The sequence below is a fragment of the Streptomyces violaceusniger Tu 4113 genome (assembly GCF_000147815.2).
Taxonomy (GTDB): Bacteria; Actinomycetota; Actinomycetes; order Streptomycetales; family Streptomycetaceae; genus Streptomyces; species Streptomyces violaceusniger_A.
The window spans coordinates 4610855-4635598 of record NC_015957.1 but is presented as its reverse complement, the minus strand read 5'-3'; the positions used below and the strand labels follow the sequence as shown (position 1 = coordinate 4635598).

General features: G+C 71.3%; 2 protein-coding genes. Both read right to left on the bottom strand.

Annotated elements, in window-relative coordinates:
* Window positions 1-39 precede the first annotated feature (39 nt).
* Window positions 40-15030 carry a type I polyketide synthase gene (locus tag STRVI_RS19080; protein WP_014057315.1) on the bottom strand — a complete coding sequence of 4997 codons (14991 nt, stop codon included), beginning with the start codon at window positions 15028-15030 and terminating at the stop codon, window positions 40-42.
* A gap of 71 nt (window positions 15031-15101) precedes the next feature.
* Window positions 15102-24719, bottom strand: coding sequence for a type I polyketide synthase (locus tag STRVI_RS19075; protein ID WP_014057314.1), 9618 nt, complete (start codon window positions 24717-24719; stop codon window positions 15102-15104).
* Window positions 24720-24744: the final 25 nt, after the last annotated feature.

Here is a 24744-nt window from a genome sequence, read left to right as displayed (position 1 = left end):
TTTCTTCGCAGTCAAAGTTCACGAGGTCTTGGGCAGGGTTCAGGAAAGGCCGAGTTCCTGGTCGATGAAGTCGAACAGCTCGTCGTTGGAGGACGATCCGATCCGTTCGGCCATATCTCCGCTGGCGTCGACGCTCTCGGGGGCGTCATCCAGCTTGTTCAGGAACTCCCTCAGCCGTTCGGCCACCTTCGCCCGTACCTCACCCTCGGAGTCGAGCGCCGACAGGGTGGACTCCAGTCGGTCGAGTTCTCCGAAGACGGGCTCGCTCACGGGCCCGTCGGCGGGGGTGACCTCCTCGAGCAGGATCCGTGTGAGCGCCTCCGGGGTCGGGTAGTCGAACACCAGGGTCGCCGGCAGCCGCAGCCCGGTCTCCGCGTTGAGACGGTTCCGCAGTTCCACCGTGGTCAGGGAGTCGAATCCCATGTCCTTGAACGCGTGCTCCGGCTCGATCGCCTCTCCCGACGTGTAGCCGAGGACAACGGCCGCCTGGTCACACACCAGGTCCATGAGGACGCGCTCGCGCTCCGCTGCGGACTTCCCGGCCAGGTGCTGCTTGAGCGCGGCAGCCGGATCGGCGGCCGACTCCACGGCCCTCCGCGCGCGTGCGCGCACCAGTCCGCGCAGCAGCGCGTGTACCGGATCGCCCATCGAGGACAGGTCCATGGTGATGGGCACCAGGACGGCGTCGTCGAGATCGCGGGTCGCGTCGAACAGCGCGAGTCCGGCCTCGGGGGTGAGGGCGACCATGCCGTTCCTGGACATCCGGGTGATATCGCTGTCGGCCAGTTCGGTGGTCATGCCACCGTCCTGCGTCCACGGCCCCCATGCGAGCGAGGTGGCCGGGAGCCCCGCGGCCCTGCGGTGCTGGGCCAGGGCGTCCATGAACGCGTTGCCCGCCGCGTAGTTGGCCTGGCCGGCGCTGCCGAACGTAGCGGAGGCGGAGGAGAACAGGATGAAGGCGGAGAGGTCGAGATCGCGCGTGAGCTCGTGGAGGTGCAGCGCGGCGTCCACCTTCGGACGCAACACCTTGTCCACCCGCTCCGGCGTCAGCGACTCCACCACACCGTCATCCAGCACACCCGCCGCATGCACCACGGCCGACAGCGGATACTCCGACCCGATCCCCGCCAGCAGCCTCTCCACCGACCCCCGATCAGCCACATCACACGCCACGACCTCCGCCCGCGCACCGAGCCGGGCCAGCTCCTCCACCAACTCCGCCGCACCCGGCGCCTCCACGCCACGACGACTCGTCAGCACCAAACGCTCAACACCGTGCTCCACCACCAGATGACGGGCCAACAACGCACCCAGACCACCCGTACCACCAGTGATCAACACCGTCCCCCGACCATCCAGCGGCTTCGGGGTACCGCCCGAGGGGACCCGCGCCATACGCAGACCATGCACCGTTCCCTCACGGACCGCGACCTGCGGCTCCTCGGCGGCGAGCGCCGACCGTAGCGCGTAGGACACATCGCCGTGCTCCTCCGGGTCGAGGTCGACCAGGAGGAACTTCCCAGGGTGCTCGCTCTGCGCGGAGCGCAGCAGACCCCACACGGCCGCCTCGGCCGGGGTGCGCACGTGGTCGGAGTGTCGGACACCCATCGCGCCGCGGGTCACGAACACCAGATAGGAGTCGGCGAACCGCTCATCGGTGACCCACCACCGCACCAGGTCCAACGCCCGATAGGTGACGTCACGCACCCGCCCCACCAGGTCGTCGTCGTCATCGATGCCCACCGCCTCCGCGGTGCCCGTGACCATGACGACGTCGGGTACCGGGGCGCCGGACTCGATCGCCTCGCGCATCGCGGTCAGACTCGCGTATGCCTCCACGCCGGCACCCGCCGTCTCCAAGCCGGAGCGCACCCCCAGACCGTCCGTACCCAGCACGGCCCACGTCCCTTCGGAAGCGGGAGCCGGCGCGGCGACGGGAACAGGGATCCACTCCAGACGGAAGAGCGAGTCATGCCCGGCCGCCGGAGAACCAGGCGCCTGGATTTGCCCGTCCGCGACCAGTCGCAGCGCCAGGGAGTCGACGGAGGCCACGGGGAGGCCGGTTCCGTCGGCGACCTGGAGGCCGATCGAGTCAGGCCCGAGCGAACTGAGGCGCACCCTCAACTCCGAGGCGCCTACGGCCCGCAGCGAGACCCCAGTCCAGGAGAACGGAAGCCTGGCGGGCATCGGGCCCTCATACGGTACGAACATGACGGCGTGAAGCGCCGCATCCAGCAGAGCCGGGTGCAGCCCGAACTCCTCGGCGTCCGCGGCGTTCTCCTTGGGCAGACGGACCTCGGCGAAGACCTCGTCACCACGGCCCCACACGGATCGCAGCCCTTGGAAGATCGGACCGTAACCGAAGCCGCCCTCGGTCATCCGGTCGTAGACGTCCCCGATGTCGATCGGCTCCGCGCCCTTCGGGGGCCATACGGTGAGATCGACCTGCCCCGTCTCTCGCGGTGCGCCGCCCGGCGCCGGCGACAGCAGACCGGAGGCGTTCTGTGTCCACGGCTGTGTCACGGTGCCGTCTTCCAGCCGCGAGTAGACGTTCAGCGCACGCGCGCCGCTCTCGTCCGGCCCGCTCACCGCGATTTGGAGGTGCACCGCACCCTGTTCGGGCAGCGCGAGAGGCGCCGTGAGGGTCAGCTCCTCGACCCGATCACAGCCCACCTTCTCGGCAGCGTGCATCGCCAGTTCGAGGAAGGCGGTGCCGGGCAGGAGAATCGTGCCCTGAACCATGTGGTCAACGAGCCACGGATGGGTCTGCGGCGAGAGACGGCCGGTGAACAGGAAGCCGTCCGTGCCGGGCAGTTCGACGGCAGCGCCCAGCAACGGGTGCACCGGCGGGGTGAGCCCCACGGCGGTGACATCGCCGACGAACGTCGTCGGGGCCTCCAGCCAGTAGCGCTGCCGCTGGAAGGCGTACGTCGGCAGGTCAATCCGGCGGGCGCCGTATCCGGCGAACACCTTGGACCAGTCGACGTCGGCCCCGTTGACATGAACCTCGGCGATCGAGGTCAGGAACCGCTCCAGACCGCCCTCATCACGGCGCAGCGTGCCCACGATCACCGCCCGCTTCTCAGCGGCCTCCACCGTCTGCTCAACGGGAAGGGTGAGCACCGGATGCGGGCTCACCTCGATGAAGGTGGCGTGGCCACTGCCGAGCAGAGTACGGGTGGTGGCCTCCAGCTCGACGGTCTGCCGCAGGTTGCGGTACCAGTACTCCGCATCCAGCCCGGCGGTGTCCACCAGCTCACCGGAGACCGTGGAGTAGAACGGCACCCCCGAGGAACGCGGCTGAAGGTCCGCCAGGACCTTCAGCAACTCCTCGCGGATCCCCTCCACGTGTGCGGAGTGCGAGGCGTAGTCCACCGGGACCCGGCGAACACGGACCTCCTCGCCCTCCAGCCGCTCAACCATCTCATCCAGCGCCCCCGGGTCACCGGAGACGACCACCGAACCGGGGCCGTTGACAGCGGCGACCGAGATCGCGCCGTCCCAGGCGGCGATACGGTCCTTGACCTGGTCGACCGGCAACCCGACCGACACCATGCCACCGCGACCCGCAAGACCCACCGCAATGGCCTGCGACCGCAAGGTCACCACCTTCGCGGCGTCTTCGAGTGAGAGCGCGCCCGCGACACACGCCGCGGCGATCTCGCCCTGACTGTGACCCATCACGGCGTCCGGCTCGATGCCGACCGAACGCCACAGCTTCGCCAACGACACCATCACCGCGAACAACACCGGCTGCACCACATCCACCCGGTCGAAACCGGGAGCGCCCTCGGCACCACGCAGCACCTCGGCCAGCGACCAGTCCACGTAGGCCGACAGGGCCGTCTCACACTCGGCCATCGCCTCGGCGAACACCGGCGAGGACTCCAGCAAGTCCACCGCCATACCCATCCACTGCGCCCCCTGACCGGGGAAGACGAACACCGTCTTATTGGCCCTCCCCGCCACACCGCGCACCACACTCGGCGCGGTCCCGCCCCGCATGACGGCCTCAAGGCCGCGCAGCAGCTCCTCACGGTCCTCACCGACCAACACGGCCCGGTGGTCGAAGAGCGATCGGGTCGCCGCCAGGGAGTAGCCGACATCCACAACGACCGAGGAATCGTCGACAGCCGAGGCCAGCTGACCGAGCAGCCGTTCGGCCTGGCCCCGAAGAGCCGCCTCGGTCTTACCGGACAGGACCCAAGGAACCGGGCCCGCGGTGGAGCCCGCGACATCCCCCGCCTGCTCCGTACCGGGCCCGTCAGCGGTCGGCGCCTGCTCGAGGATCACATGCGCGTTGGTGCCACTCACACCGAACGCGGACACTGCCGCCCTGCGCACACGACCCGTCTCCGGCCAGGGCGTCGCCTCGGTCAGCAGCTCGACATCACCCGCCGACCAATCCACATGCGGCGACGCCTCATCCACATGCAACGTCTTGGGAAGCTTGCCCTCCCGCATCGCCATGACCATCTTGATCACACCAGCCACACCGGAGGCGGCCTGGGTGTGCCCGATGTTCGACTTCAACGCGCCCAGCAGCAGCGGCTGCTCCTCGGCGCGCTCCTGACCATAGGTGGCCAGCAGCGCCTGAGCCTCGATCGGGTCACCCAGCGAGGTGCCCGTACCGTGCGCCTCCACCGCGTCCACCTCGGCGGCCGAGAGGCGAGCGTTGGCCAGCGCCTGGCGGATCACCCGCTGCTGCGACGGACCGTTCGGCGCGGTCAGACCATTCGACGCACCGTCCTGGTTCACCGCCGAGCCCCGCACAACCGCAAGCACCTGGTGGCCGTTGCGCTCCGCGTCCGAGAGCCGCTCCACGAGCAGCACATCGACACCCTCGCTCCAGCCCGTACCGTCCGCCGCGGCCGAGAACGGCTTGCACCGGCCGTCCGGGGCGAGCCCGCCCTGCCGGCTGAACTCGACGAACGCCATCGGAGTCGCCATCACGGCCACCCCACCGACCAGCGCCATGGAGCACTCGCCCTGACGCAGCGACTGACAGGCCAGATGCAGGGCCACCAGCGAGGAGGAGCAGGCCGTGTCCACCGTGACGGCGGGGCCCTCCAGACCGTAGGTGTAGGAGAGACGGCCGGAGACGACACTGCCGGAGTTACCGGTCAGCAGATGGCCCTGGACGTCCTCGGGCACCGTCTCCAGGTTGGCGCCGTAACCGGAGCCCGAGGAGCCGACGAACACACCGACCTGGCTGCCCTTCAGCGACGCGGGGTTGATGCCCGCCCGCTCGAACGCCTCCCAGGAGGTCTCCAGCAGCAGCCGCTGCTGCGGGTCGGTCGCCAGCGCCTCACGGGGCGAGATCCCGAAGAACCCGGGCTCGAACTCGGCCGCGTCGTACAGGAATCCGCCTTCACGGACGTAGAACCCGCCCGACTGGTCCGGGTCCGGGTCGTACATGCCCGCCAGGTCCCAGCCGCGGTCCGACGGGAACGAGGAGATGGCGTCACCACCGCTCTCCACCAGCTTCCACAGATCCTCCGGGCTGCGCACCTCACCGGGGAAACGGCAGCTCATGGAGACGATCGCGATCGGTTCATCGTCCACACCCGAACCGGCGGACGCCCCGGACCCGGCGGCGACCGCCACCGACGACACACCCAGCACCTCCGTCCGGAGATACGCCGCGAGCACCGAGGCACTGGGATAGTCGAAGACCAACGTGGCCGGGAGACCGAGACCGGTCTCGGCGACCAGCCGGTCGCGGAACTCCACCGCCGTGAGCGAGTCGAAACCCAAATCCTTGAACGCCCGCCCGGGCTCAACCGCCTCCGTATCCGTGAATCCCAACACCGTGGCGGCGTGACCCCGGACCAGATCGAGCAGGACCCGGTCGGTCTCGGCCTCGCTCAGCCCCGCCAGCCGCTCCCGGAACTCCGCACCCGCGCCGAGCCCGGCGCCCTCGGTCTCCCCGGCCTCCGCCAGCACCCGCTCGACTTCGGGCAGATCACCGATCAGCGGACTCGGCCGCCCCATGGTGAATGAGGGGGCGAACCGCTCCCAGTCCACATCGGCGACCGCCACCACACCGTCATCACCCGCGACCGCGCCTTGCAACGCGGCGATCGCCAGATCAGGCGCCATCGCGGGCAGACCACGCCGCGCCAACTGCTCGCCACCATCGCCCTCCGCCATACCGCCCTCGGCCCAGGGACCCCAGGCCACGGCGGTACCGGCGAGACCGCGTCCGCGACGCTCCTCCACCAGCGCGTCCAGATATGCGTTGGCCACGCTGTACCCGGCCTGACCGCCGCTGCCCCACACACCCGCGATCGACGAGAAGACCACGAACGCGTCCAGCTCACGATCGCCCAGCAGCTCGTCCAGGTTGACGGCGCCCGCCACCTTGCCGGAAACCACGTCGGCGACGTCGGCCAACCCGGTCTCCATCAGCGGCGCCACCCCATTGGTACCCGCCGCGTGCACGACCGCGGTCAGCGGATACTCCTCCGGGACGGCGTCCAGCACCGCGGCCAACTGCTCACGGTCGGCCACATCACAGGCCGCCACGGTCACCCGGGCACCCAGCGCCTCCAGCTCCTCACGCAGTCCGGCAGCCCCCGGCGCGTCAAGACCCCGACGGCTGGTCAACACGAGATGCTCGGCACCACTACGCGCCAGCCAACGCGCCACGTGACCACCCAGCGCACCCGTGCCACCGGTCACCAGCACCGTGCCACGCGGCCTCCACGACGTTCCGTCGCCCACGGCCACGACCGACCGCACCAGACGACGCACGAACACACCCGAGCCGCGCACCGCCACCTGGTCCTCGCCGCCCTCGGCGGACAGCACACCGGCCAGCCGCGCCACCGCACGCTCATCCAGCGTCTCCGGCAGATCGACGACGCCACCCCACAGCGGCGGCAGCTCCAGCGCGGCCACCCGGCCCAACGCCCACACCATCGCCTGCGTCGGATGGCGGAGCTTCTCGGAACTGCCCACCGACACGGCGCCACGCGTTGCGGACCACACCAAAGCCTCGACACGCGCCTCGACCATGGCCCGCACCAGAGACAGCGTCAGGGCGAGGCCGTTCGACAGGGCCAGGTGCTCCGGGCAGGGGTCCTCGTCCAGGGCGAGCAGCGACAGCACACCACCCAGCCCGGACACCTCCGCGACCGCCTCGCGCAGCCGCTCCGCCAACGCGTCCGTGTCAAGGTGCCGTTCGTCCACCACGACCGACACCACACCCGCGCCATGCCGCTCGAGCCCGGCGACGACACCCGAGACCAGCTCGTCCTCCGCGCGAGACGCCGGAACCACCACCAGCCACGTCCCCGACAGCGAGCCGTCGGCGGCCTCCGGGACCGGCTTCCACGACACCCGATAGCGCCAGCCATCGACAATGGACCGGTCACGGCTGTTGCGGTGGTACGCCGACAGAGCCGGCAGCACCGCGCTCAGCGGAGTCTCGGCATCGACGTCGAGCGTCTCTGTGAGCGTTTCGAGATCCTCACGCTCGACCACCTCCCAGAACCGCGTATCCACCGACGGGGCGAACCCCTCGGCGGTGAAGTCGCCGGGAAACGTCAGGCTCTCCAGCCAGTAGCGCTCCCGCTGGAAGGCGTATGTGGGCAGCTCGACTCGCCGTGCGCCACGTCCCGCGAAGGCCCGTTCCCAGTCCACTCCGACGCCATTCACATGGAGCTCGGCCAGCGCCGTCGTCAGCGCCCGCGTCTCGGGACGGTTCTTGCGCAGCGCCGGGACCACGACGAGCGCCGAAGCCTTCTCGGCCGTCAGGCACTCGCGCGCCATCGCGGTGAGCACGCCATCGGGGCCGACCTCGACGAACCGGGACACGCCCTGCGCCTCGAGTGCCCGCACGCCGTCCGCGAACCGCACCGCCTCCCGCACATGGCGAACCCAGTATTCCGCAGAGCACATCTCATCGGCGGTGGCCGACTGACCGGTCACGTTGGATACCAGAGCGATCCTGGGCGAGGCGAACGACAGCTCTTCGACGACCTTGCGGAAGTCGCCGAGCATCGCGTCCATGCGGGGCGAGTGGAAGGCGTGGCTGACCCGCAGCCGGCGGATCTTACGGCCCTGCTCCGCCCACTGTCCGGCGATCTCCAGCACCGGTGCCTCGTCGCCCGCGATGACCACGGAGGTCGGGCCGTTGACGGCGGCAACGCTCACCTCGGCCTCGTGACCGGCGAGTGCCGGAGCGATCTCGTCCTCGGACGCCTGCACCGCCACCATGGCGCCGCCCTCGGGGAGCGCCTGCATCAGCCGGCCACGGGCGGCCACCAGCGTGCACGCGTCCTCCAGGGAGAACACCCCGGCCACATGCGCGGCCGCGATCTCGCCGATGGAGTGGCCGATCAGCACATCCGGAGTGACACCCCAGTGCTCCAGCAGCCGGAACAGCGCCACCTCGACCGCGAACAACGCGGGCTGGGTGAACGCCGTCCGGTCCAGCAGCCCGGCGTCCGCACTGCCCTCCGCCGCGAACACCACATCCCGCAGCGGACGGTCCAGCAGACCGTCCAGATGGGCGCACACCTCGTCCCACGCGTCGGCGAACACCGGGAAGGCGTCGTACAGCTCCCGGCCCATGCCGAGGCGTTGCGCGCCCTGGCCCGAGAACAGGAAGGCCGTCTTACCGGCCGCGCCCGCCATGCCGCGTACGACGCCGGGCGCCGCCTCGCCCTTCGCGAGGGCCTCGAGGCCACGCAGCATGTCCGCGCGGTCCTCGCCGACCAGGGCGGCCCGGTGGTCGAAGAGAGACCGGCTCGTCGCCAGGGAATAGCCGACGTCCACAGTGGGCATGAACTCTTCGGTGGCCGTGGCCAGTTGGTCACGCAGCCGCTCGGCCTGGCCCCGGAGGGCGGCGTCGGTCCGGCCGGACAGGATCCACGGCACCGGGGCCGCGGCGGTGTCCGGGGCGTCCCCGGCGCGCGGGGCCTCCGGCTCGTCGGAGACCGGCGCCTGCTCGATGATCGTGTGCGCGTTGGTGCCACTCACACCGAACGCGGACACCGCCGCCCGGCGCGGATGGTCCGTCTCCGGCCATGGCACCGCCTCGGTCAGCAGCTCGATGTCGCCCGCCGACCAGTCCACATGCGGCGTCGCCTCGTCCAGGTGCAAGGTCTTGGGAAGGACGCCCTCGCGCATGGCCATCACCATCTTGATGACACCCGCGACACCCGCGGCGGCCTGTGTATGACCGATGTTCGACTTGATGGCGCCGAGCAGCAACGGCCGGCCCTCGGGGCGGCCCTGACCGTAGGTGGCCAGCAGCGCCTGCGCCTCGATCGGGTCGCCGAGGGGCGTGCCGGTGCCATGGGCCTCGACCACGTCCACATCGGCGGAGGCCAGCCGGGCGCCGGCCAGCGTCTGCTCGATCAGCCGCTGCTGCGACGGGCCATTCGGCGCCGTCAGACCGTTGGACGCGCCGTCCTGGTTGATCGACGAACCCCGGATGACGGCCAGCACCTTGTGGCCGTTTCGCTGGGCGTCCGACAGCCGCTCCACGAGGAGCATGCCCACGCCCTCGGACCAGCCGGTGCCGTCGGCGTCCGCCGAGAACGCCTTGCACCGCCCGTCGAACGACAGCACGCGCTGGGCGCTGAACTCGATGAACGTACCCGGCGTGGCCATAATGGTCACACCGCCCGCCAGCGCCACCGAGGACTCGCCCTGCCGCAGCGACTGGCAGGCCAGGTGCAGGGCGACCAGCGACGACGAGCACGCGGTGTCCACCGTAACGGCCGGGCCCTCGAAGCCGAAGGTGTAGGAGATGCGGCCGGAGGAGACGCTGGGGGCGCTGCCGAGTCCGAGGTATCCCTCCACTCCCTGGCCGTCGGCCAGGATGCGCGAGCCGTAGTCGTGGTAGTTGGAGCCGACAAAGACACCGGTCCGGCTGCCGCGCAGCGCCACGGGGTCGACCCCGGCGCGCTCGAACGCCTCCCAGGAGGTCTCCAGCAGCAGCCGCTGCTGGGGGTCGATCGCCAGCGCCTCACGGGGCGAAATCCCGAAGAAGCCCGGGTCGAAGTGGCCCACCTCGTCGAGGAAACCGCCCGCCCGGACATAGCTGGTGCCGGACTTCTCGGGGTCCGGGTCGTAGAGGCCGTCGATGTCCCAGCCGCGGTCGTCGGGGAACGCGGAGATCACGTCCCGCTCGGCCACCAGCAGCTTCCACAGCTCCTCGGGGCTGCGCACCCCGCCGGGGAACCGGCAGCTCATGCCGATGATGGCGATCGGCTCATCGGTGGCGATGGGCTTGTCGAGCGCCTCCGGCCCGGTGGGCGCGGCGGCGGTGGCGCCACCGGTGACCGGCTGCTCGCCGAACATCTCGGTGTGCAGATACCGGGCCAGCACCGTGGCGGTCGGGTAGTCGAAGACACAGGTGACCGGGAGTCGGAGGCCGGTGACCACGCCGAGGCGGTTGCGCAGCTCGACGGCGGTCAGCGAGTCGAAGCCGAGGTCGCGGAAGGCCCGGTCGGCCTCCACCGCGTCCGCGCTGTCGTAGCCGAGGACATCGGCGGCTTGGTTGCGCACCAGCTCCAGGAGCAGCTTGGGCTGTTCGGCGGCGGGCAGCTCCGCCATCTCCCGGCGCAGCGCGGAGATCGCGTCGTCGCCGTCGCCCGCGTCCGCGCCACTGGCGGTGGCCGGGCGGTTCAGCTCGGGCACCTCGCGGAACAGCGCGTTCGGGCGTGAGCCGACGAAGTCCGGCTGGAAGCGGTCCCAGTCGATCTCGGCGATGACCAGGAAGGTCTCATCCAGTTCCAGGGCCTGCTGCAGTCCGGAGATGGCCAGCTCGGGCACCATCCCGACCATGCCGGAACGGTCCATCCGCTCGCCGACCTCGCCGGAGCCGAGGCCGCCTCCGGCCCAGGCGCCCCAGGCGATGGAGGTGGCCGGAAGGCCGTCCGCGCGCCGCTGCAGCGCCAGCGCGTCGAGATAGGCGTTGCCCGCCGCGTAGCTGCCCTGGCCCGGGCCGCCCAGCGTGCCCGCCCCGGAGGAGAACAGCACGAAGGCCGACAGGTCCATCCCAGCGGTCAGTTCATGCAGATTCCGCGTGGCGTCCACCTTCGGGCGCAGCACCCCGGCCGCACGGCGCACCGTCAGGGCGTCCAGGACGCCGTCGTCCAGCACACCGGCGGTGTGCACCACGGCGGTCAGCGGGAACTCCTGCGGAATGCCGTTCAGTACTGCGGCCAGCGCATCCCGGTCGGCCGCGTCACACGCCGCCACGGTCACCCGGGCGCCGAGGCCCTCCAGCTCCGCCTTCAGCTCGGCGGCGCCCTCGGCCTCCATGCCACGACGGCTCGTCAGCACCAGATGCTCGGCACCCGTACGCGCCAGCCAGCGGGCCACATGGCCACCCAGCGCACCCGTACCACCGGTCACCAGCACCGAGCCCCGGCTCTGCCAGGAGCCGCGGCCCTCGGCGTCCTCGGCCGCCGTGGCACGCACCATGCGCTTGGCGAACACACCGGAGCCGCGCACCGCGACCTGGTCCTCGCCCTCCGTGCCCGCCAGCACTCCGATGAGACGGGCCACCGCGCGGCCGTCCATGGTCTCGGGCAGATCGACCGCACCGCCCCAGCGCTGGGGGTACTCCACGCCGACAATGCGGCCCAGGCCCCACACCATCGCCTGCAGCGGGCTCGCCAGCCGGTCGGAGCGGCCCACGGACACCGCGCCCCGGCTGCCGCACCACAGCGGCGCCACCACACCGGCGTCGCCCAGCCCCTGGACCAGCGCGACCATGGCCGCAAGTCCCGCGGGCACCACCTCGAACGTCCCGTGGCCGGACTCGTCAAGACCCAGCAGCGAGAACACGCCCGCCACGCCCGAGGTCTCCGCCCCGGCCTCGTCGAGCGCCCCGCGCAGCCGCTCCGCCACGGTCCAGCGGTCGTTGCCCGATTCGTCGAGCACCACCCGGACGATGTCGGCGCCGCTCGTCTCCAGCCCGTTCACTGTGGCGGACACGAGGGCGTCGTCGGCGTGCGACGCGGGGAGGACGACGAGCCAGGTGCCCGAGAGGGCCGCATCGATGGCGGACGCCAGGGGCTTCCAGACCACCTTGTAGCGCCAGCTGTCCACCGTGTTCTGCTCACGGCGCTGACGGCGCCAGGACGACAGGGCGGGAAGCAACGCCGTCAGCGACGACTGCTGCTCCTCGTCCTCCACCTCCAGCGTGCGGACCAGCGCCGCCAGGTCCTCGCGCTCGACCGCATCCCAGAAGCGGGCGTCCACCGCGTCCGCGCCCAGAGCGTCGACGGTGGCCGACATCTCCGCGACCGACACATCCAGCCAGTACCGCTGACGCCGGAAGGCGTAGGTCGGCAGCTCCACCCGGCGGGCGCCGCGGCCCTCGAGCAGCGCGGTCCAGTCCACCGTGACGCCACGCACGAACACCTCGGCGGCGGAGGCCAGGAACCGTTCCGGACCGCCCTCGTCGCGCCGCAGCGTGCCGACGACAACAGCCTGGGCCTCGGCGGATTCAACCGTCTGCTGCACGGGAAGGGTGAGCACTGGGTGCGGGCTGGCCTCGATGAACACGGCGTGGCCGTCGTCCAACAGCCTCCGGGTGGTGGCCTCCAGCTCAACGGTCTGCCGCAGGTTGCGGTACCAGTACTCGGCGTCCAGACCGGTCGTGTCCACCAGCTCGGCGGACACCGTGGAGTAGAACGGCACCTCCGAGGCGCGCGGCTCGATATCGGCGAGGACCTTCAGCAACTCATCGTGGATCGCCTCCACATGCGCGGAGTGCGAGGCGTAGTCCACCGGCACCCGGCGGACCCGGATCTCCTCGCCCTCCAGCTGGGCCACCATCTCATCCAGCGCACCCGGGTCACCGGACACCACCACGGAGCCGGGGCCGTTGACGGCGGCGACGGAAATGGCGCCGTCCCAGGCGGCGATGCGCTCCTTGACCTGCTCGACCGGCAGGCCGACCGACACCATGCCACCGCGGCCCGCAAGGCCCACCGCGATGGCTTGCGAGCGCAACGCCACCACCTTGGCCGCGTCCTGCAGCGAGAGCGCACCGGCCACACACGCCGCGGCGATCTCGCCCTGGCTGTGGCCCATCACCGCATCGGGCTGCACGCCGACCGAGCGCCACAGCTTCGCCAGCGACACCATCACCGCGAAGAGCACCGGCTGGACCACGTCCACCCGGTCAAAACCGGGAGCGCCCTCGGCGCCACGCAGCACATCCGTCAACGACCAGTCCACATACGCCGACAGGGCCGTCTCACACTCGCCGATCGCCTCGGCGAACACCGGCGAGGACTCCAGCAAGTCCACCGCCATGCCCACCCACTGCGCCCCCTGACCGGGGAACACGAAGACCGAGCGGCCGGTGTCGCCGGTCTTCCCGCGCACCACGCCGTTCGCGGTGGAGGTGTCCTCGGCGACCGCCTCCAGCCGCTGGAGGAGTTCATCGCGGCCGGTGCCGGTCACCACGGCCCGGTGCTCGAACGCGGACCTGGTCGCGGCCAGCGAGAGCGCCACGTCGGCGGCGCTCAACTCCGGGCGCTCGATGAGGAATTCCCGCAGCCGCCCGGCCTGCGCCCGCAGCGCGTCCGCGCCACGGCCCGACACCGGCCACGCCACCGGACCGTCGACGGCCTCCGCCTCGCCGGCCTCCGTCGGCTCGGTCTCGGGAGCCTGCTCCAGGATGGTGTGGGCGTTGGTGCCGCTCATGCCGAACGAGGACACGGCGGCGCGGCGCGGGTGGTCCCGGTCCGGCCACGGGGCCGTCTCATGCAGCAGGGCGACGGCGCCGCCGGTCCAGTCGATGTGCGGTGAGGGCTCCTCCGCGTAGAGCGTCTTCGGCAGCATGCCCTCGCGCATGGCCATCACCATCTTGATGACCCCGGCGACACCGGCGGCGGCCTGGGTGTGCCCGATGTTGGACTTGATGCCGCCCAGCCACAGCGGCTGGTCGGTGGGCCGGTCCTGCCCGTACGTGGCCATCAGCGCCTGGGCCTCGATCGGGTCGCCGAGGGTGGTGCCCGTCCCATGGGCCTCGACCGCGTCCACCTCGGCGGCGGACAGCCGGGCGCTGGTCAGCGCCTGCCGGATGACCCGCTGCTGCGATATGCCGTTGGGGGCCGTGAGGCCGTTGGAGGCGCCGTCCTGGTTGATCGCCGAACCACGGACGATGGCGAGCACCTGGTGGCCGTTGCGCTGGGCGTCGGACAGCCGCTCCACGAGCAGCATGCCGACGCCCTCGCCCCAGCCGGTGCCGTCGGCCGCGGCCCCGAACGGCTTGCACCGGCCGTCGGCCGCCAAGCCGCGCTGCCTGCTGAACTGGACGAACGCCGACGGAGTGGACATCACCGTGACGCCACCGGCCAGCGCGAGTGTGCATTCGCGCTGACGCAGTGCCTGAACGGCCAGATGCAGGGCCACCAGGGAGGACGAGCACGCGGTGTCCACCGAAAGCGCGGGTCCCTCAAGACCCATGGTGTAGGAGATACGGCCGGAGACGATGCTCGCCGCGTTGCCGGTGCCCGAGTGGCCCTCGACGTCGTCGAGACTCTCGGAGGCACCGAGCATGAGCATGGAGTAGTCCTGGCCATTGGTCCCGACGAAGACGCCGGTCCTGCTGCCACGCAGGGACATCGGGTCGATACCCGCCCGCTCGACCGCCTCCCACGACGTCTCCAACAGCACTCGCTGCTGCGGGTCCATCGACAGCGCCTCACGCGGCGAGATTCCGAAGAACGCCGGATCGAACTGGTCGACCTTCTCCAGGAATCCGCCTGCGGTCGTGTAGCTGGTGCCGGGGCGGTCCGGGTCCTCGTGGTAGAGGGCATCGATATCCCAGCCCCGGTCCGTGGGGAACTCCGAGATCGCGTCGGTACCGTCCGCCACCATGCGCCACAGATCTTCGGGGGAGCTGACGCCTCCAGGGAACCGGCAGCTCATGGCGACGATCGCGATCGGTTCCTGGTCGGCTGACTCGGCTTCAAGAAGGCGCTGGCGAGTCTGCTGGAGGTCCGCGGTCACCCGCTTGAGATAGTCGAGAAGCTTTTCTTCGTTCATTGTGATATCACCCGGTAAGTAGTAAGGAGCGATCCTCGGGAATTGACCGAGGCTCCGTCAGGAAACTCAGCTCAGGAAATCCCAAGCTCCTTGTCAATGAAGTCGAAGATCTCATCGGATGTCGCCGACTGAATCTTGTTCGCGACCATCTTCTTGCCAGTGTTGCCCGAATCCTGTTCCGCTTCTCCCCACTTCAGAAGCAGCGTCTGCAAGCGCGTCGTGATCCTCGGCCGGTCCACGTCGTCGGCGGAGATCGTGGCCATCGCCGCTTCGATCCGGTCCAGCTCGCTGAGGATCGGTGCGGCCGCCGAGACTCCGTCCCGGACGACGTCGGTACGCAGTCGGCGGGCCAGCGCCGCGGGCGTCGGGTGGTCGAAGACGATCGTCGCGGGCAGGCGCAGGTCCGTCGCCGCGTCCAGCCGGTTGCGCAGTTCGACGGCGGTCAGCGAGTCGAAGCCGAGTTCGCGGAAGGCCCGCTGAGACTCGACCGACTCCACCGACGGGAAGCCCAGCACCATCGCCACCTGCGTGGTGACCAGGTCGAGCAGCGCTCGTTCCTGCTCCGCCTCGGACATTCCGGCGAGCCGCTCGCGCAGCTCCGAGCCACCGGTCTCGAAGACCGCGGCGGTCCCGCCGCCGAGCGCGGCCTCCAGGATCCGCCGCGCCTCGGGCACCTCGTCCAGCAGCCGGCTGGCCCGTACGGCGGTGTAGGCGGGTACGAATCGCTCCCAGTCGAGGTCGGCGATGGCCAGGTGGGTCTCCTGCAGGTCAAGGGCTCGCTGGAGGGCCTTGACCGCCAGCTCCGGGGTCATCGCGGCCATGCCGCCGCGCCGCAGCCGGTCCTCCAGCGCCCCGTCGACCGCCATGCCGCCCTCGGCCCACGGGCCCCAGGCCACCGAGGTGGCCGCCAGGCCCTGGGCCCGGCGCTGCTGCGCCAGGGCGTCGAGGTAGGCGTTGGCCGCCGCGTAACTGCCCTGCCCGGCGCCGCCGATGGCTCCGGCGAGCGAGGAGAACAGCACGAACGCGGACAGGTCGAGGCCCTCGGTCAGCTCGTGCAGGTTGCGGGCCCCGTCCACCTTGGGACGCAGCACACCCGCGACCCGCCCCACCGACATCGAGTCCAGGACACCGTCGTCCAGGACACCCGCCGCGTGCACGACGGCGTTCAGCGGATACCGCTCCGGGATGGCGGCCAGCACGCCGGCCAAGGCATCACGGTCGGCGGCGTCACATGCCGCGATGGTCACCTCGGCGCCCAACGCGACGAGCTCGTCACGCAGTTCGACGGCACCATCGGCCTCCAGGCCACGGCGGCTGGTCAGCACCAGGTGCTCGGCACCGGCGCGTGCCAGCCACCGGGCCACCTGGCTGCCCACTCCCCCGGTGCCGCCGGTCACCAGCACCGAGCCCCGCGCACTCCACGGCTGAGCCGTGGTCTGCGGGGCGGCAGCCCGCACGAGACGCCGGGTGAATACCCCGGAGGTGCGCACCGCCACCTGGTCCTCGAACTCGCCCGCGCCGCCGCCCAGCACACCGGCCAGCCGGTTCGCGGCCCGCTCGTCCAGCGTCTCCGGGAGGTCGACCAGACCGCCCCAGAGCCGGGGGTGCTCCAGACCGGCGACCCGGCCGAGGCCCCACATCTGCGCCTGGGCGGCGCTGCGCAGGGTGTCGGATCCGGTCACCGAGACGGCGCCTCGCGTGGCCACCCACAGCGGGGCCTCGACACCGGCGTCCACGAGTGCCTGCAGGGCGAGAAGGTTCAGCGCGAGTCCTCGCGGCACGACCGCGTGCTCGGAGCTGGGGTTTTCGTCCAGGGCCAGCAGGGAGAGGACCCCGCCGACGGTTCCGTCCGACGCGCCCTCGGCCGCCGTGCGCAACCGCTCGGCGACCGCCGCGCGGTCGATGTCCACGGCGCCGTCGAGCACGATCCGCGCCACCTCCGCGCCCTGCCGCTCGAGCGTGTTCACCGCGGAGGTGACCAGCTCGTCGTCGGCGTGCGAGTCGGGAACCATGACCATCCAGGTCCCGCTCAGCGCCCCCTCCGACAGCTCGGACACCGGGGCCCACGCGATCTCATAGCGCCAGCCGTCCACCGTGGAACGCTCACGGTGGCCCTTACGGTAGGACGACAGGGCGGGCAGCACCTCGGTCAGCGAGGCGTTTCCGTCCACGTGCAGCGCGGTGGTCAGCGCCTGGAGGTCCTCACGCTCGACCGCGTCCCAGAACCGGGCGTCGACCGAGTCCACGGAGGCGGGGGCTGTGGAGGCGTCGCTCTCGGGCTCCTCCAGCCAGTAGCGCTGCCGCTGGAAGGCGTACGTCGGCAGCTCCACCCGGCGGGCGTCCTGCCCGGCGAACATGGCCTCCCAGTCGACGGTGGTGCCGTGGACGTGGAGTTCGGCGAGCGCCGTGGTCAGCGACTGGGCCTCGGGGCGGTCCTTGCGCAGCGCCGGCACCACGACGGGAGCCGAAGCCTCCTCGACCGTCAGGCACTCGCGCGCCATCGCCGAGAGCACACCGTCGGGGCCCACCTCGAAGAACCTGGTCACGCCCGCGGTTTCGAGGGAACGCATCCCGTCCAGGAAGCGCACCGACGCCCTGACGTGCCGCACCCAGTACTCCGGCGAGCACACCTCGTCCGCACCCGCCGACTTGCCCGACACATTGGAAATCAGGGCAAGGGAGGGCGGGGCGAACGACAGCCCTTCGACGACCTTGCGGAAGTCGTCCAGCATGGCGTCCATGCGGGGCGAGTGGAAGGCGTGGCTGACCTTCAGCCGGCGGGTCTTACGGCCCTGCTCCGACCACTGCTCCGCGATCTCCAGCGCCGCTTCCTCGTCACCGGCGATGACGACAGAGGTGGGGCTGTTGATGGCGGCGATGCTCACCTCGGTCTCGCGACCGGCGAGCGAGGCCGCGAGCTCTTCCTCGGACGCCTCGATGGCGACCATGGCGCCGCCCTCGGGAAGGGCCTGCATCAGACGGCCACGGGCCGCCACCATCGTGCACGCGTCCTCCAGCGAGAACACCCCCGCCACCTGCGCGGCGGCGATCTCACCGATGGAGTGACCGATCACCACATCCGGGGCGACACCCCACGCCGACAGGAGCCGGAACAACGCCACCTCGACCGCGAACAGCGCAGGCTGAGTGAACGCCGTCTGGTCGAGCAGTTCGGCGTCCTCGCTGCCCTCCGCCGCGAACATCACGTCCTTCAGCGGACGGTCCAGCAGCATGTCCAAGTGCGCACACACCTCGTCCAGGGCACGGGCGAACACCGGGAACACCTCGTACAGTTCCCGGCCCATGCCCAGGCGCTGCGCGCCCTGCCCCGAGAACAGGAACGCCGTGATTCCCGTAGGAGTCGCGACCGAGCGCACGACCCCGGGAACCTCCTCGCCGGTGGCGACGGCCTCGAGCCCGCGCAGCAGCTCCGCGCGGTCCGCGCCCGTCAACACGGCACGGTGTTCGAACACCGACCGGGTGGCGACCAGGGAGTAGCCCACATCCTTCAGACTCAGCTCCGGCCGCGCGGTCAAATGCGCCCGCAGCCGCCGCGCCTGAGCGCGCAACCCGTCCGCGCTCCGGGCCGACAGCGTCCAAGGAGCCCCACCACGCTCGTCGGGAGCCGTCACCTCGCCCGGCCGCTCGTCATCGGCGTCCGTCGGGGCCTGCTCGATGATGGTGTGCACATTCGTGCCGCTGACACCGAACGCGGAGACACCGGCCCGGCGCGGCTGCCCCGTCTCCGGCCACGCCGTGGCTTCGGTCAGCAGTCGCACCTCGCCCGCCGACCAGTCCACCTGCGGCGACGGCGCATCCACGTGCAGCGTCTTCGGCAGCACACCGTGCCGCATCGCCATCACCATCTTGATGACACCGGCGAGTCCGGACGCGGCCTGGGTGTGTCCGATATTGGACTTCAGCGCACCCAGCCACAACGGGCGCCCCTCCGGCCGCTCCTTGCCGTAGGTGGCCAGCAGTGCCTGCGCCTCGATCGGGTCGCCCAGCGAGGTACCCGTGCCGTGCGCCTCCACCGCGTCCACCTCGGCCGCCGACACCCCGGCGCTGGCCAGCGCCTGGCGGATCACCCGCTGCTGCGACGGCCCGTTCGGCGCCGTAAGACCGTTGGACGCACCGTCCTGGTTCACGGCGGAGCCCCGCACGATGCCCAGCACCTGGTGACCGTTGCGCCGGGCGTCCGACAGCCGCTCGACGAGCAGCACGTTGGCGCCCTCGGACCAGCCGGTACCGTCCGCCGCGGCCGAGAAGGGCTTGCAGCGGCCATCGGGCGCGAGACCGCCCTGCCGGCTGAACTCGACGAACGCCATCGGGGTCGCCATCACCGTCACGCCGCCGACCAGCGCCATGGAGCATTCGCCCTGGCGCAGCGACTGGCAGGCCAGATGCAGGGCCACCAGCGACGACGAGCAGGCCGTGTCCACCGTGACGGCGGGGCCTTCCAGGCCGTAGGTGTAGGCGAGGCGGCCCGAGACGACGCTGCCGGCGTTGCCCGTCAGCAGATGGCCCTCGACGTCCTCGGGCACCGTCGTCAGGTTGGTGCCGTATCCGGATCCCGAGAAGCCGACGAACACACCGACCTGGCTGCCCCGCACGGACGTGGGATTGATGCCCGCCCGCTCGAACGCCTCCCAGGAGGTCTCCAGCAGCAGCCGCTGCTGCGGGTCGGTCGCCAGCGCCTCACGGGGCGAGATCCCGAAGAAGCCGGGGTCGAACTCGCTCACGTCGTAGAGGAATCCGCCTTCACGGGCGTAGAACGTGCCCGGCCGGGCCGGGTCGGGGTCGTACATGCCCGACAGGTCCCAGCCTCGGTCGGACGGGAACGACGAGATGGCGTCACCGCCGCCCTCGACCAACTGCCACAGGTCCTCCGGGCTCCGCACCCCACCGGGGAAGCGGCAGCTCATGGAGACGATCGCGATGGGGTCGTCGTCCGCGCCGGCGACGGCGGAGGCACCGGACCCGGCGGTGAGCGCCGGGGACGATGCGCCGAGCACCTCGGTGCGCAGATGCGCCGCGAGCGTCGAGGCGCTGGGGTAGTCGAAGACCAGCGTGGCGGGAAGGCTGAGACCGGTCTCGGCCGTCAGCCGATTGCGCAGGTCTACCGCGGTCAGCGAGTCGAAACCCAGATCGCGGAAGGCCCGGTTCGGCTCGACCATCTCCGCGGAGGCGTAGCCGAGCACGGAGGCGGCGTGCTTGCGCGCCAGATCGAGCAGCGCCCGATCCCGCTCCCCCTCGGTGAGCGGCTTCAGCCGCTCGCGCAGCTGCGCTCCGGCGGCGTCGGAGCTCTCGCCGTCGCCCCCCTTGGCCTCCAGCCGCTGGACCTCGTCGAGGTCGCTCAGGAACGGGCTGGGCCGGACCGCGGTGAACGAGGGGGCGAACCGCTCCCAGTCCACGTCCACGACCGTCACCACACCGTCGTCACCGGCCACCGCGCGTTCCAGAGCAGAGATCGCCAACTCGGGTGCCATCGCGGGCAGTCCACGCCGCGCCAGCTGCTCCCCCGCATCCTCCCGGGTCGCCATGCCACCCTCGGCCCACGGGCCCCAGGAGACGGCGGTGCCCGCGAGACCCCGCGCACGGCGCTGCTCCACCAACGCGTCCAGGAAGGCGTTTCCGGAGCCGTAGACGCCCTGGCTGCCGCCACCCCAGATCCCGGAGATGGACGAGAAGACCACGAACGCGTCGAGCTCACGGTCGCCAAGCAGCTCGTCGAGGTTGACGGCGCCCGCGACCTTGCCCGACACCACCCGGGCCGCGTCGGCGAGCTCGGTCTCCAGCAGGGAAGCCGCGATCGTGACACCCGCCGCGTGCACCACTCCGGTGAGCGGCTGGTGCTCCGGTACGGCGGCCAGGACGGCGGCGAGGGCGTCGCGGTCCGCCGCGTCACACGCGGCCACCGTCACCTCGGCGCCCATGCCCTCCAGCTCCGCCTTCAACTCGGCGGCGCCCTCGGCCTCCAGACCGCGGCGGCTGGTCAGCACCAGGTGCTCGGCACCGCTACGGACCAGCCAGCGGGCCACCTGGCCACCGAGCCCGCCCGTGCCACCGGTCACCAGCACCGTGCCACGCGCCCGCCACGAGCTCCCCTCATCGGCGGCCGCGGCCGAGCGCACCAGACGACGTACGAAGACACCGGAGCCACGCACCGCGACCTGGTCCTCGCCACCCTCGACGGACAGCACACCGGCCAGCCGCTCCGCACCGCGATCATCCAGCGACTCGGGCAGATCCACCAGACCGCCCCACAGCGGTGCCAGCTCCAGTCCGGCCACCCGGCCCAACGCCCAGACCATCGCCTGCGCCGGGCTGGTGAGCCGGTCCGAACGCCCCACCGACACCGCTCCGCGCGTACCGCACCACAGCCGGGCCGGAATCTCGGCCCCGACCATGGCCCGCAGCAGCACCAGGGTCAGCGCGTAGCCGCCCGACAGCGCCGGGTACCCCGGGCAGGGCTCCTCGTCCAGGGCCAGCAGCGACAGCACCCCACCCAGCTCGGGTGCGTCGGCGGCCACCTCACGCAGCCGCTCCGCGAGCACGTCCGCGTCGAGGTCCCGCTCGTCCACGACGATCGAGACCACATCCGCGCCGCGCCGCTCGAGCCCGGCAACGACCTCCGAGACCAGCTCGTCCCCGGCGCGGGACGCCGGAACGACCACGGGCCACGTCCCCGACAGCGAGCCGTCGGCGATCTCGGAGAGCGGCTTCCATGACACCCGATAGCGCCAGCCGTCGATCGTGGACTGGTCACGGTTGTTGCGGTGGTACGCGGACAGGGCGGGCAGCACGGCGCTCAGCGGCGCCTCGCTGTCGACCGCCAACGTCCCCGCCAGCGACTCCAGGTCCTGGCGCTCCACCACCTCCCAGAACCGCGCGTCGACGGAGCCGGTGACCTCGGCCGCGCTTCCGCCGGGCGGCAGGCCGAATCCATCGAGCCAGTAGCGCTCACGCTGGAAGACGTAGGTCGGCAGCTCGACCCGGCGGCCTCCACGGCCCTCCAACGTGGTGGCCCAGACGACCTTGGTGCCGCGCACGAACACCTCGGCGGCGGAGGTCAGGAACCGCTCCAGACCGCCCTCGTCACGCCGCAGCGTGCCGACGACCACCGCCTGCGCCTCAGCGGCCTCCACGGTCTGCTGAATGGGCAGGGTCAACACGGGATGCGGGCTCACCTCGATGAAGAAGGCGTGTCCCTTGCCGAGCAGGGTGCGGGTGGTGGCTTCCAGCTCGACGGTCTGCCGCAGGTTGCGGTACCAGTACTCGGCGTCCAGACCAGCGGTGTCCACCAGCTCACCGGTCACCGTCGAGTAGAACGGCACCTCGGAAGAGCGCGGCGCGATGTCCGCCAGGACCTTCAGCAGCTCCTCGCGGATCCCCTCCACATGGGCCGAGTGCGAGGCATAGTCCACCGGAACCCGGCGAACACGAATCTCCTCACCCTCCAGCTGCGCCACCATCTCGTCCAGCGCACCCGGGTCACCGGAGACCACGACGGAACCCGGGCCGTTGACCGCGGCCACCGAGATCGCACCATCCCAGGCGGCGATCCGCTCCTTGGCCTCGTCCGCGGACAGTCCGACCGACACCATGCCACCACGACCCGCGAGACCGGCTGCGATCGCCTGCGACCGCAGGGCCACCACCTTCGCGGCGTCCTCCAGCGAGAGCGCACCCGCGACGCAGGCCGCGGCGATCTCACCCTGGCTGTGACCCATCACCGCATCGGGCTGCACGCCGACCGAGCGCCACAGCTTCGCCAGCGACACCATCACCGCGAAGAGCACCGGCTGGACCACGTCCACCCGGTCGAAACCGGGAGCGCCCTCGGCGCCACGCAGCACATCCGTCAGCGACCAGTCCACATGAGCCGACAGAGCCGACTCACACTCACCGATCGCCTCCGCGAACACCGGCGAGGACTCCAGCAGCCCCACCGCCATGCCCACCCACTGCGCCCCCTGACCGGGGAACACGAACACCGAACGGCCGCGGACATCCGCCACACCACGCGTCACACCCGAGGCGACCTCATCCCCGGCCAACGCACCCAGCCGCGCCAGGAGTTCCTCACGGTCAGCGCCCGTCACCACGCCACGGTGCTCGAACACCGACCGCGACGACACCAGCGAGTACGCCACATCGGCCGCGCCCAGGTCCGGACGCTCCGCCACGAACTCCCGCAGCCGGCCCGCCTGGGCCCGCAGGCCGGCCGGGCTACGGCCGGACACCACCCAGGCCACCGGACCGTCGGCGACCTCGGCCTGGGTCTCCTCGGCCACCTCGGCCTCCGGAGCCTGCTCCAGGATCGCGTGCGCGTTCGTCCCGCTGATGCCGAACGAGGACACACCGGCCCGCCGAGGCTGCTCGGTCTCGGGCCAGGGGGTCGACTCGTTCAGCAGCCGGATGTCGCCCTCGGTCCAGTCCACCTGGCTGGAGGGCTCGTCCGCGTGGAGCGTCTTGGGCAGCACGCCGTTCCGCAGGGCCATCACCATCTTGATGACCCCGCCGACACCGGCGGCCGCCTGGGAGTGGCCGATGTTGGACTTCAGCGAGCCCAGCCACAGCGGCTTGTTCTCCGGCCGCTCCTTGCCGTAGGTGGCCATCAGGGCCTGCGCCTCGATCGGGTCACCCAGCGACGTACCCGTGCCGTGCGCCTCCACCGCATCCACATCAGCGGGCGTCAGGCCGGCGTTCTTCAGCGCCTGGCGGATCACCCGGCGCTGCGAGGGGCCGTTGGGCGCCGTCAGACCGTTGGACGCGCCGTCCTGGTTGATCGCCGAGCCTCGGATGACGGCCATCACCGGGTGGCCGTTGCGCCGGGCGTCCGAGAGCCGCTCCAGGAGGAGCAGGCCCACGCCCTCCGCCCAGCCCGTGCCGTCGGCACCCGCGCCGAACGCCTTGCACCGTCCGTCGGGAGCGAGCCCGCCCTGCCGGCTGAACTCGACGAACATGCTGGGGGTGAACATGACGGCGACACCACCCGCCAGGGCGAGCGAGCACTCCTCCTGACGGAGCGCCTGGCAGGCCCAGTGCAGGGCGACCAGCGACGACGAGCACGCGGTGTCCACCGTCACGGCGGGCCCCTCGAGGCCCAGGGTGTAGGCCACCCGCCCGGAGACCACGGAGGTGGCGTTGCCCGCGAGCAGCAGCCCCTCCACGCCTTCGGGCATCTCGCTCACCCCGGCGCCGTAGCCGGAGGGCGAGGCGCCGACGAACACACCGGCCTGGCTTCCCCGCACCGACGCCGGGTCGATTCCGGCGCGCTCGAACGCCTCCCAGGCGGTTTCCAGCAGCAGCCGCTGCTGGGGGTCGGTGGCGAGCGCCTCCCGCGGGCTCATGGAGAAGAAGCCGGGGTCGAAGTCGCCGGGGGCCTCCAGGAACCCGCCCTCGCGGACGGAGAAGGTACCGGATCGCTCCGAGTCCGGGTCGAAGAAGCCATCGACGTCCCAGCCTCGGTCAGGAGGGAACTCGCTGATGGCGTCGCCGCCCTCGGCGACGAGCCGCCACAGCTCCTCCGGCGTCTTCACGCCCCCGGGGTACCGGCAGCTCATCGCCACAATGGCGATGGGCTCCCGGTCCCGCTCCTCCACCTGTCGAAGTTGCCGACGAGCCTGACGCAGGTCAGCCGTCACCTTCTTGAGGTAGTCAAGGAGTTTTTCGTCTTCCGCCACTATCCCCAGCCCCTTGAAACACTCT